General features: G+C 38.9%; 11 protein-coding genes and 1 pseudogene. 10 read left to right on the plus strand and 2 right to left on the minus strand.

Features of this window, described 5'->3' with window-relative positions:
- A pseudogene (locus tag JWP71_RS05625) lies at positions 1 to 278 on the minus strand (hypothetical protein); the annotation flags it as partial.
- A gap of 3 nt (positions 279 to 281) precedes the next feature.
- Complete coding sequence (locus tag JWP71_RS05630) at positions 282 to 2,147, minus strand: hypothetical protein (protein ID WP_299497818.1); 1,866 nt, start codon at positions 2,145 to 2,147, stop codon at positions 282 to 284.
- Between the two features lie 113 nt (positions 2,148 to 2,260).
- Here JWP71_RS05630 and miaB point away from each other — a divergent pair, with 113 nt between their 5' ends.
- From miaB to JWP71_RS05680, 10 genes are all read left to right on the plus strand, one after another.
- Positions 2,261 to 3,688 (plus strand): tRNA (N6-isopentenyl adenosine(37)-C2)-methylthiotransferase MiaB, encoded by a 1,428-nt coding sequence (miaB, locus tag JWP71_RS05635; RefSeq protein ID WP_299497819.1) that lies wholly within the window; start codon positions 2,261 to 2,263, stop codon positions 3,686 to 3,688.
- A gap of 43 nt (positions 3,689 to 3,731) precedes the next feature.
- A complete protein-coding gene (locus tag JWP71_RS05640; RefSeq protein WP_299497821.1) occupies positions 3,732 to 4,103 on the plus strand; it encodes a four helix bundle protein in 372 nt (123 codons plus the stop codon).
- 31 nt (positions 4,104 to 4,134) lie between these two features.
- Positions 4,135 to 5,361, plus strand: coding sequence for a sigma-54 dependent transcriptional regulator (locus tag JWP71_RS05645; RefSeq protein ID WP_299497822.1), 1,227 nt, complete (start codon positions 4,135 to 4,137; stop codon positions 5,359 to 5,361).
- A gap of 5 nt (positions 5,362 to 5,366) precedes the next feature.
- Positions 5,367 to 5,879 carry an LptE family protein gene (locus JWP71_RS05650; protein ID WP_299497823.1) on the plus strand — a complete coding sequence of 171 codons (513 nt, stop codon included), beginning with the start codon at positions 5,367 to 5,369 and terminating at the stop codon, positions 5,877 to 5,879.
- A gap of 33 nt (positions 5,880 to 5,912) precedes the next feature.
- Positions 5,913 to 7,250 carry a hypothetical protein gene (locus JWP71_RS05655; protein ID WP_299497824.1) on the plus strand — a complete coding sequence of 446 codons (1,338 nt, stop codon included), beginning with the start codon at positions 5,913 to 5,915 and terminating at the stop codon, positions 7,248 to 7,250.
- A gap of 9 nt (positions 7,251 to 7,259) precedes the next feature.
- Positions 7,260 to 7,616: a preprotein translocase subunit SecG gene (gene secG / locus JWP71_RS05660; RefSeq protein ID WP_299497825.1), complete on the plus strand. Its 357-nt coding sequence runs from the start codon at positions 7,260 to 7,262 to the stop codon at positions 7,614 to 7,616.
- Positions 7,617 to 7,852: 236 nt separating this feature from the next.
- A complete protein-coding gene (gene groES / locus JWP71_RS05665) occupies positions 7,853 to 8,146 on the plus strand; it encodes a co-chaperone GroES (RefSeq protein ID WP_299497826.1) in 294 nt (97 codons plus the stop codon).
- 93 nt (positions 8,147 to 8,239) lie between these two features.
- Positions 8,240 to 9,874 carry a chaperonin GroEL gene (gene groL, locus JWP71_RS05670; protein ID WP_299497827.1) on the plus strand — a complete coding sequence of 545 codons (1,635 nt, stop codon included), beginning with the start codon at positions 8,240 to 8,242 and terminating at the stop codon, positions 9,872 to 9,874.
- A gap of 342 nt (positions 9,875 to 10,216) precedes the next feature.
- On the plus strand, positions 10,217 to 11,017 hold the full coding sequence (locus JWP71_RS05675; RefSeq protein WP_299497828.1) for a mechanosensitive ion channel domain-containing protein: 801 nt from the start codon (positions 10,217 to 10,219) through the stop codon (positions 11,015 to 11,017).
- Between the two features lie 75 nt (positions 11,018 to 11,092).
- Positions 11,093 to 12,520 (plus strand): L-serine ammonia-lyase, encoded by a 1,428-nt coding sequence (locus tag JWP71_RS05680; protein WP_299497829.1) that lies wholly within the window; start codon positions 11,093 to 11,095, stop codon positions 12,518 to 12,520.
- The last annotated feature ends 17 nt before the right edge of the window (positions 12,521 to 12,537 follow it).

Raw genomic sequence — 12,537 nt, forward strand, 5'->3', positions numbered from 1 at the left:
TGCTGCTGGTTGCGTTTATTGTAAACAGTAGTATCGGGCTTAAAAGTGATATTATAAAAAATTAGTTTTCCTTCCAGCACCTTTAGTTCAGCATCAGAAAAATCAACCGTATATAAACCACCGGTGCCGTTTAACACGCCGTCTTTTAATTTATCGGCTAAAATTGGCGACCAGTACCTATTAACCAGAAAGGCTAAAAATAAAATCGCTACAGTAAGTGATGCAAAAACAATAAGTGTAACTCTGTGCCGCTTTTGCTTTAATAATTTAAACGCCATAATTTATAAGCTCTGCTTTTGTTTAATACGGTTTATCGAGTCTTTTTTTGCCTGTCGCCTTGTCTGTCGTTCCACTTTTCGTTGTTTACGGTCGGCTTTAAATTTATTGAACTTGTCTACCACCGTACTTACTTTAGCAACTATTTTGTTAACCTTATTTTCTGTTTTTTTGTCAAAACCAACACTGGGTTTTAACCCGTCAAGCAAGCCTTTGTAAAGAAAACTAAAAAACGATGCCGTTGGCTCGCGTTTCAAATTAATTGGCCCCGGCCTAAAAACGCCTTTTTTATCGGGGTTATCTTTTTCAATAATAAGCGTGTTTGCAACTTTTGATATAAAGCCCTGTGTTTGCAATTCGGCACGGCCGTTTACCTTTTTAAGCAATTGTACTTTAAGGTTTTTATAGTAAAATTCTAAGTGCCCTTTACCATTATAATTATTAGCATCAACATTAAAATCTAACCGTTCCACATCGGCAGATTGTACCTGTACTAATGCTAAGGGTTTTACCAGCTTATTTAATATACGGCCATCAAATTTACCTAACGTACCCGAATAGTTAAATGCTCCGTTTTTAGCGTTCAGATTAAATTTAAAATTTACCTGTAATGGCGCCGTTTTCATAAAATGAGTTTTTATGCGGGCCACCATAAAAGGATTTTTCTTTTTAGCCCGGGCATCATTGGTAACATTTACAATAGCGCCGCTGGTATTATTAAAAGTAATTACGCCGGTTTGCCCTGTGGTGGCATCGGTTTCAGAATATATAATATCCGTATGCGCGATATTTAAACGGCTCAGCTTCATATCCAGCGCAACCCGTTGTAATGATTGGTGCGGGTCGTGCCCGGTTTTAATTGATTTTTTGCCTTTATAAGCATTATTGCTATATATCTGCACATTAGCGTTAGAGACATTCATTATACCTGCATATAGCTTCTGGTCGCGCAGAAAACGTTGCAGGTCAATATCAACTATAGTTATCTTCTTAAACTTCAAGGTGAATATATCACCTGATGTACCCATCCGGCGATAAAACTCGTTACGGTTATATCTTGGCAAAAAGGTTACCTGATCCAATATGATCTCGCGTTTAGCGGTCGAAAAATAGATTTGCTTTAACTCAGCATTGTATAGGCTATCCGGCGTAGCTATTTTATAATTATGTAGTATAACTTCAACGCTTTTGGTATAGTAAAACCGGGTACTGTCCAGGGCCGACAAGGAATCAATCATCACATTAGATATATTAATATCCAAATGCTTTAGCGCGGTTTGTTTGGTTACCGGGTTACTTTGGTTAATGTAATTTACGCTGATGTCTTTCAGCGAAACAGAGTCTATACGCAACTGCTTGAATATTTTTTTAATTAACTGGTAAGGCGTTTTGGGCTTACCAACCTTTACGGTATCGTTAAAATCATAACGCTTATTTATAATAGTAAGACTGGGGTTATCAATAGAAATATTGTTGATGTTTAATATTTTTTCTTGGTAAGCCTTGCGGGCGCCAACGTTTTTAATGCTTAATTTTTTTACGCTGAGGATAAAAAGATTATCGGGCGCTTTTTTAGCGGCCACCAGTTTTTGATAAACAAGTGTATCAGGCACCAGTTTAAAATCAGAAAGTGTAGCATTGCCCGAGGTAATATTCAGGTCGAAATCAGAATACTCAATATGGTACAAGCTATCGCTCGATCTGAGTACTAGCTCCTTTAACTGCGCCTGTAACAGGGGTTTCCAGCGGTTATCAGCCAAATAATGCCTGTAAAAATACCATACTGCTAATGATAACAACAAAATCATTGTTAATACAACAATAGGCCACGTGCGGATAGTTTTTTTTGTAGCAGTTTCGTGTTGTGTCATCAATTCTTTGATCCTGAGTTAATATAACAACAAAACATTCATTTTGTTAATTCTGCCAATCTGTCATCTAATATTTAAATTTTATGTATTTTTGCTGTTCAATTTTTATAACAATGATGGATTTGGTTATATCGGATAAAGTACATGACGAGAGCAGGCAGGGCGAGGCTTTATTATTAGAACCGGTTGCCGGCAAAAATAACGGGCGCAAGCTATATATTGAAAGCTATGGCTGTGCCATGAATTTTTCAGACAGCGAGATCGTTGCTTCTATTTTATCAGAGAAAGGATTTGAAACAACAACAGATTACACCAATGCTGATGTTATTTTTATCAATACCTGCTCAATCCGTGAAAATGCCGAAACACGCGTTCGTAACCGTTTGAAAGAATTTAAGGTTGCAAAATCTAAAAACCCCGGAATGGTGGTTGGCGTATTGGGCTGCATGGCCGAGCGTTTAAAAGCAAAATTTTTAGAAGAAGAAAAACTGGTTGATGTAGTAGTTGGTCCGGATGCTTACCGCGATCTGCCTAACTTGATAGATCAGGTTGATAGCGGACAAAAAGCAGTTAATGTATTGTTATCCCGCGAAGAAACTTATGCGGATATTAGCCCGGTACGTTTAAACAGCAATGGCATTAATGCTTTTGTATCTATTATGCGGGGCTGCGATAATATGTGCTCTTTCTGCGTAGTGCCTTTTACCCGTGGCCGCGAGCGTAGCCGCGATCCGTTCTCTATTGTTAATGAATGTACCGATTTGTTTGATAGGGGGTATCGCGAGGTTACTTTATTAGGGCAGAATGTTGATAGTTATAAATGGACAGCGTCAGAGGAGGCTGAAGGGGCTATTGTCAATTTTGCAAACTTGTTAGAGTTGGTCTCACAAATTAACCCTGATCTGCGCGTACGTTTTTCAACTTCGCACCCAAAAGATATTACAGACGAGGTTTTATATACCATTGCCAAATACGATAACATTTGTAACTATATACACCTTCCGGTACAATCTGGTAACAGCCGTGTGCTGGAACTGATGAACCGTACTTATGACCGCGAATGGTACATTAACCGCATAGACGCTATACGCCGTATTATACCGGAGTGTGCCATATCAACAGATGTAATTACCGGCTTTTGTACAGAAACCGACGAGGAGCATAAAGAAACAGTAAGCATGATGGAGTATGTGCAATATGATTTTGCCTATATGTTCATGTACTCTGAGCGCCCGGGAACATTAGCCGCCAAGCGTTATGCCGATGACATACCCGAAGCCACTAAAGCTGCAAGGTTAACAGAGATTGTAGCGTTACAGCAAAAATATTCGCTTGTGCGCTTGCAGGCTCAAATTGGTAAAGTACAAAGAGTGTTGATAGAAGGTTTTTCAAAAAAATCAAAAAACGATTACTGCGGCCGTACCGATCAAAATGCGATGATGGTTTTCCCGGTAGATGAAAGGTATAAACCCGGAATGTATGTAAATGTGATAGCCGAACGGTGTACTACGGCAACTTTGATGGGGACGATAGTAGGTTAGAGTCAAGAGTCAAGAATCAAGAGCCAAGAATTAAGATTTTAGCATGAAGCATAATTTTAAGAACTTAAAGATATGGCAACGGTCAATGGATCTTACAGATTTGGTTTTTGATTATATTAAGGATTTACCGGATAGTGAGCGGTATAATTTAATTAATCAGCTTAATAGATGTTCTTGTTCAATTCCTTCAAATATTGCAGAAGGTTCAGGAAAAAGAACTAATATTCACTTTGCCGAGTTTTTGTCCACGGCTCTAACATCAACATTTGAATTAGAAACTCAGTTGTTGATATGTGAAAGAAGAAAATATGGCAATGCTAATAAACTAAACGAGTGTTTATCTCTTGCTTCGGAAATGGAGAAAATGATTTTCTCGTTTAGAGATTATATAATAAATGATAAAACAACATCTTGAATCTTGATTCTTAACTCTTGATTCTAATAACATGGAAATACAAGAAATTAAACAACGCTACGGCATAATAGGCAATTCGCCATTATTGAACCGGGCTATAAATATTGCCAACCAGGTATCGCCTACTGATATTTCTGTTTTAATTACAGGAGAAAGCGGTAGCGGTAAAGAAGTATTCTCGCACATTATACACCAAATGAGCCCGCGCAAGCATGGGCCGTTTATTGCGGTTAACTGCGGCGCCATACCAGAGGGCACTATTGATTCTGAATTATTTGGTCACGAAAAAGGTGCCTACACGGGTGCCGTTGGCGAGCGTAAAGGGTATTTTGAAACCGTAAACGGCGGCACCATATTTTTAGATGAAATTGCCGAAATGCCCTTAGGTACACAAGCACGTTTGCTGCGTGTGCTGGAGTCTGGTCAGTATATAAAGGTAGGCTCATCAAAAGTAGAGAAAACCAACGTGCGGGTTATTGCCGCAACAAATGTTGATGTGTATGACGCGGTTAAGAATGGCAAATTCAGAGAAGATCTTTATTATCGTTTAAATACAGTGCCGTTGCGCATACCACCCCTGCGCGACAGGAAAGAAGATATTTACCTACTTTTTAGAAAGTTCACATCAGATTTTACTGATAAATACCGAACGCCGCCCATACAGTTAGATGAAGAGGCGCAGCAGGTATTAATAAACTATTCGTGGCCGGGTAACGTGCGACAGCTAAAAAATATGGCCGAGCAATTGGCTGTATTAGAGCGCGACCATGTAATTACGGCCCAAACTTTATTAACCTACATTCCGCAGGAAGCAAATGGTAAAAATTTACCAATGCGCATAGATAACCAGGGTAAAGAAGATTTTTCTGAACGCGATATTTTGTACAAAGTATTATTTGATATGAAGCGTGATATGGTTGAGTTAAAAAAATTGGTTGCCGAAATAATAGAACATGGAGGCGTTACACCAAATTTTGCAAATCAATCGCAAGCTATAAATCAATTATACCGCGATATTGAACTGCCGGGCAATTCCGACTCGCAATTTACCATACAACAACCCGTTAATAACAATGATGGTTATAATATAACCCACGAGGCTGAAGAAGTGGAAGAATCATTGTCGCTGATAGAAAAAGAATCAGACCTGATACGTAAGGCGTTGAAAAAGCACAAAGGCAAACGTAAGCTGGCTGCAAACGAGCTGGGAATATCAGAAAGAACATTGTACAGGAAAATAAAGGAATTAAATTTATAAGGTTGATGAGAAAGTTATTAGGAATTTTTTTAACTATAAGTTCTTTGGCGTTTATTTCTTCGGGCTGCTACACGCTTAAAAGCACGGCAATTCCTCTTGAGATGAAAACAATAAATATTGGTTTCTTTGAAAATAATGCCCAACTGGTGGTAGGCAATTTGAGCCAAACCTTTACAGAGGCTTTAAAAGAGAGGGTACGTTCAACCACGCGCCTTAGTATAGTTTCAGGCGAAGGTAATGCTAATATGACCGGTACTATAACAGGTTATCATTTTGAGCCTATCTCTATACAGGCAACCAATAATAATACTGCGCCAATTGCCGGCGCCCAACGCTTATCAATAACTGTTCATGTTAAGTTTGTTTATGATGCCGAAAAAAAGTATAATTTTGAACAAGACTTTACCAGGTATGCAGACTATACTGGCGACATTACTACACAAGAACAAACCCTGATATTAACAATAGAGAAACAGTTAATTGATGATATTTTTAACAAAGCCTTTAATAATTGGTAAGTATTTCATAGTTTCAACATCGTGAATCAACAAGTGGATAATATAAAATACGAGTTTTTATGGAAATTATTGGCAAACCCTGCCGATAATAATCATTCGCATATATTCAATTTACAATCGTTAGTTAATGATTATCCGCAAAGTGGAATATTGCATGCCATGCTTATGCCTAACGGCGATAAGCAAAATTTAATGCATGCGGCAGCCTATTTTAATCCGGGTACATTATATAAATTGGCTACGGCACCTAATAGTTTGCCGGTAGTTGCAGACGAACAGATTGTACAAAGTGATGTTTATTTTACGGTTCCAAAGCCTTTTGCTGAATATGACGGAGAGGAAGACGCAGTTGTAATAGAAGGTACTACACCGGCTGAGGCCCGGGCAGAAGCAATGGCAGCAGACAATACTTTTGCCGAGTGGAAACCTACTCCGGCTTTTACGCCGCATGATGAACAGTATAATACTTTTGCTGAATACGAAACTGTAAATAACGCATACCAGGAAAATGTAACGGAGAATTATCCTGAACAAGAAAATGCAGTTGCTGTTGAAGAAGAAAACTCGCTTGCTAAAGAGTATAACGACTACCAGGCTAAAAATAATATTGAATCAACAGAACCGGTTTATAGTTTTAATGATAAGGTTGAATATTTTCAACAGGATATTGATGATGAAATTTACGACGAGATAGTAAGTATTGAAGATATAGGCCTTGAGCAGTTAGCTATTTTAAATAAGGAAGCCGGTGAAAGATCAAAAAAAGAACCTGTAACCGAAGAAGCGCAGAAAAATAACTTTTTTGTTTTTGAACCTGCTTTAACCGAAAAGATCAAGACCACGTGGCAGGGAGGGGCAAATAGTGACCTATCAAGGTACCATGACGAAAAGATGCCTTATACCTTTATGTGGTGGTTGGATAAAACCCGTAAAGAACATGCCGGCATATACCAGCCTTACATCAGTAATACAACACCTGCAGCTCCTAAAAAGAGGGGAGTAGCTGACGAATTGCAGCAACAGTATTACGAAAATATTGTAAGCCTAAGCTCAATTAATGAACTGGATCAGGCGTCTTCAAAAACAATGGCAAACCCATGGCGTAAAGAAGACAAGATAATAGAGCGTTTTATACAAGAGGAGCCGCATATTAAACATCCAAGCGGTATTAAGCTGGATAATGAAAATAAAGCGAAGAAAAGCTCTGAAGATAAAGACGAGATGGTAACCGAAACACTGGCCCGTATTTATACCGAGCAAATGCTTTATCATAAAGCTATATTAACGTATAGAAAATTGATGTTGAAATTCCCGGAAAAAAGCCTTTACTTTGCAAGCCAAATTGAACAGTTAGAAAGTAAAATAAATTAATATAAAGAAATGTATTTAGTATTAGTGATCTTAGTGGTTATAGTGTGCACGCTTTTGGGCCTTATTGTATTGATACAAAACCCTAAAGGTGGTGGTTTATCATCAAATTTTTCAAGCTCATCACAGTTAATGGGCGTACAAAAAACCGGCGATTTTTTAGAAAAAGGTACCTGGGTATTGGCAATAACCTTAATGGTTTTAGCACTGGCAATTAACATTGCAACAAAAGGTGGTATAACAAAAGTCGATTCACAATATAATGAGCAAATTCAAAAATCATTAAAAGCACCGGCTAATGCACCTGCTGCATTCCCAACTGCTCCGGCTACTGCGCCAGGACAGGCTCCGGCACCTGCAAAAAAATAATTTATAAAAATATAAATGGAAAAGCTCCCGATACATTGGGGGCTTTTTTTATGAAAATGCTACTGTCATCATGGCATTGATAAGTAGAGTAATATAAACACACAAATCAGGCATTTACTTAAATCTGACAATACAACAGTAAATACATGCCAATTAGGAAATTTTGTTTGCTTGGCATAATTGATGTGCAAGTGCAATCAACAGATAACTTTTTATAACCAAAAAATAAATATAGTATGTCATTAAACATTAAACCTATCGGAGACAGGGTAGTAGTTGAAGCTGCTCCGGCCGAAACAAAAACCGCTTCAGGTATTTATATCCCTGAAACTGCGCAGGAAAAACCACAACACGGAAAAGTTGTAGCTGTTGGTCCGGGCAAATTTGCTGAGCAAACAGGTAACTTGATTCCCTTATCAGTAAAAACCGGCGATAAAGTTTTGTATGGAAAATTTGCTGGTCAGGAAGTTACAATTGAAGGTAAAGATTACCTGATCATGAGAGAATCTGATATTTATATAGTATTATAATTATTGAATTATTGTGGGAGTGAATTATTGAATTTACATCCCAATCAATAACAATCGATAATTCAACAAATCATTAATTCTAAAATTAAACAAATGGCAAAGCAAGTTAAATACAATGTTGAAGCAAGAGACGCTCTTAAAAGAGGCGTTGATACTTTAGCCAACGCGGTTAAAGTAACGTTAGGTCCAAAAGGTCGCCACGTAATTATTGATAAAAAATTCGGTTCGCCTGTTATAACTAAAGATGGTGTTACCGTAGCAAAAGAAATAGAATTAAAAGATCCTATTGAAAACATGGGTGCCCAAATGTTGAAAGAAGTTGCATCAAAAACTGCTGATATAGCAGGTGATGGTACTACTACTGCAACCGTTTTAGCACAAGCTATTGTTACTGCGGGTATTAAAAACGTGGCTGCCGGTGCAAACCCAATGGATTTGAAACGCGGTATTGATAAAGCGGTTAAAGTTGTTGTAGAGAACTTAAAAACTCAAAAACAAGATGTTGGTGATGATTTCAGCAAGATTAAACAAGTAGCTTCTATATCAGCAAATAATGATGATGTAATTGGCGAAATGATTGCTGATGCGATGCAAAAAGTTGGTACAGGTGGCGTTATCACTGTTGAAGAAGCAAAAGGTACAGAAACAGAAGTTAAAACTGTTGAAGGTATGCAGTTTGACCGTGGTTACCTTTCTGCCTATTTTGTTACCAATACTGATAAAATGGAAGCAGAGTTGGAGAATCCATATATCCTGATCTACGACAAGAAGATATCTTCAATGAAAGAATTGTTGCCGATATTGGAAAAACAAGTACAAACAGGCAAACCATTATTAATTATTGCTGAGGATCTGGATGGCGAAGCGTTATCAACTTTGGTAGTAAATAAAATTCGCGGTTCACTAAAAGTTGCTGCTGTTAAGGCGCCAGGCTTTGGCGATCGTCGTAAAGCTATTTTAGAAGATATTGCTATCTTAACAGGTGGTACTGTAATATCCGAAGAAAGAGGCTATAAATTAGAGAACGCAGAGCTTTCTCATTTAGGTATTGCCGAAAAGATCACTATTGATAAAGACAATACTACTATCATTAATGGTAATGGTGAAAAAACTGCCATAGAGGGACGTGTTAATGAGATCAAAACTCAAATGGAAGCAACTACGTCTGATTATGATAAAGAAAAATTGCAAGAGCGTTTAGCTAAATTATCAGGTGGTGTAGCGGTATTATATATTGGTGCAGCTTCTGAAATTGAAATGAAAGAAAAGAAAGATCGTGTTGACGATGCTTTACATGCAACCCGTGCGGCTGTTGAAGAAGGTATAGTTGCAGGTGGTGGTGTAGCTTTCATTCGCGCGGTTGGTGCTTTAGCCAACCTGAAAGGTGATAACGAAGATGAGAACACTGGTATCCAGATCATCCGTCGTGCTATTGAAGAACCATTACGTCAAATTTGCGAAAACGCAGGTATTGAAGGTTCAATCGTCGTACAAAAAGTAAAAGAAGGTAAAGGTGATTTTGGTTACAATGCCCGTACAGATAAGTTTGAAAACTTAATTGGCGCAGGTGTTATTGATCCAACTAAAGTAAGCCGTGTAGCTTTAGAGAACGCTGCATCAATTGCATCCATGTTGTTAACAACAGAATGTGTGTTGGCTGATGATCCTGAAGAAGCATCTGCAGGCGGCCCGCCAATGGGCGGCGGCGGCATGGGTGGCATGATGTAAGCAGCACCCTAAATAAATTTACAAAAACCCCTGTATGCTTTTGCATACAGGGGTTTTGTGTTTCATACACTATCCAAAGTCATTAAAAAGTAAACGGACGGTCATTTGTTAATCAAATGATTGATTAAGTAATATTGCAGCTACAATTAAACTTAAATTTGTACTCAAAGTCAGTTAAATAAATATCAGGCACAACAATTGAATACAACAACCTATGAAACATCTAACAGAAGCCACCATCTACATTCGCACAACAATAGTTGAGTGGGTATTTTACAAAGGCCCTACGCTTTTTGTATCTATTTACGGAAGATAAATAATTATTAACTTCGTAACTTTATTATGAAGTTACAAGATTCTAATTTACACGCGTTTTACAACACAGCCTATTCCTGGCTTTTATTACATGGGTTAACTCTGGTAGTATCAATAATAGTACTATTAATAGGGTTAAGGGTAATAAAATTTATCGGCATACGATTACGTGGCCGCATGAGTAAAAGAAAAGTCCACTCATCGTTACAACCATTTTTTCTCAGTCTTACTTTAACTGCTTTATACATATTCCTTATTATTGGCGTAGCCGCCATAAATGATATTAATGTTACCGCATTCAGCGCTGTGTTAGGCGGTTTTTCGGTAGCCGTTGGTTTGGCGCTATCGGGCACGTTCCAAAACTTTGCAGGTGGTGTACTTATACTTTTATTAAAGCCATTTGAACTTGACGATAATATTATAGCCCAAGGCCAGGATGGTATAGTAGTATCCATACAAATATTTTATACCGTATTACGCACCCCCGATAATAAAACCATCATTATCCCCAATGGTAAATTATTTAACGAGGTAATTGTAAACGTTACCCGCGAAGGTAAACGCCGCCTTGATTTTGAGGTTAGGCTTGGTTACTATGTAGATGTTGACCAGGCAAAAAAAATAATGATAGATGCTATTAACACTGTTCCGGGCGTTATAAAAGATCCGGCAATAAGGGTAGGCATTATTGGGTTTGAGATCGAACATATACGATATACCGTAAATGTGTGGGTAAGCCCTTCCGATTTTTTGAATGTTAAAATAGCGCTACAGGAAAAAATAATTAAAGATCTAAAAGCCGCGGGTGTTAAATTACTGGGGACCTAAATTTGCCGTAAAAGTTTAGTAATATAATTTGATGCGCTGTATAATATACGGCGCATTAGCTGTAATTTAGCTAAAATGCAACGCGAACAACTTTCTGTATTTGACATGTTTAAGATAGGCATTGGCCCATCAAGCTCACATACACTTGGTCCGTGGCGCGCTGCCCAGCAATTTGTGCAGGTATTAGAACAGGGCGGGGCATTAACATTAGTAACCGAAATAAAAATATTGCTTTATGGCTCGCTGGCTAAAACGGGCAGTGGCCACGGTACAGACATAGCCATACTATTGGGCTTAAGCGGCGATGACCCGGTTACATTTGCGGTTGATGAAGTAGTGCCTAAAACACATCAGATCAAAATCTCTCATAAATTAATATTAAATGGCAAGCAAGAAATTGAGTTTGATACCGACGATGATTTACTGTTCCTATTTAACGAAAGTCTGCCTTATCATCCCAATGCGGTAACCTTCCAGGCGTTTTTAAATAATGGCAAAGCCATATCAGAAACCTATTATTCAATAGGCGGCGGGTTTGTGGTGAAAGAGGGGGGACAAAGCCGGGGTAAAGCCGAGGTTGATCTGCCTTTCCCAATTGATACCGCCGGAGACCTGCTGCATTGGTGCATTAAAACCGGGCTCAAAATATCCGAAGTGGTAATGGAAAACGAGCACGCGTGGCGCGGCGAGCAGGAAACCCGCAGCGGCGTACTAAATATTTTTAATGCGATGGCAGCTTGTATGTACCGCGGCAGTCATACCAGTGGCAAATTACCTGGGGGATTGAATGTAGAACGGCGGGCAGCAAATTTAAACAAAAGGCTCATCGGTAATAACACCTATACTAATTTTGATGAATGGGTTGTCGCCATAAGGCAAACTGGCAACAGCTTTTCAAATATATTAGATTGGGTAAGCTGCTTCGCGCTGGCTGTAAATGAGGAAAATGCCTCTTTTGGCAGGGTAGTTACCGCACCAACCAATGGCGCGGCGGGAGTTATACCCGCGGTATTGCAATACTATCTGGTTTTTTGTGATGGATATAGTGAAAAGCGCATTATCCAATTTTTGCTAACAGCATCAGAGATTGGGTGTATCTTCAAAAAAGGTGCTACCATTTCGGCAGCTATGGGTGGTTGCCAGGCAGAAATAGGTGTATCATCAGCCATGGCTGCAGCAGCACTTACCGAGTGTTTGGGCGGCTCGCAACGACAAGTAATGATGGCGGCAGAGATTGCTATGGAACATCACCTGGGCCTAACCTGCGACCCGATAGGGGGCCTGGTGCAGGTGCCCTGTATTGAGCGTAATACCATGGGCGCTATTAAAGCTATTACAGCCTCACAACTGGCACTGCAAACTAACCCTGATAACGCCAAAGTAAGTTTAGATGCAGTAGTTAGAACCATGTGGCAAACCGCGCAGGATATGAATTCAAAATATAAAGAAACAGCTGATGGTGGCCTTGCTATCAATATCCCGCTAAGCTTGCCGGAGTGTTAGTATAGACTTATTTTCGC

This window comes from Mucilaginibacter sp. (assembly GCF_028287845.1).
GTDB lineage: Bacteria > Bacteroidota > Bacteroidia > Sphingobacteriales > Sphingobacteriaceae > Mucilaginibacter.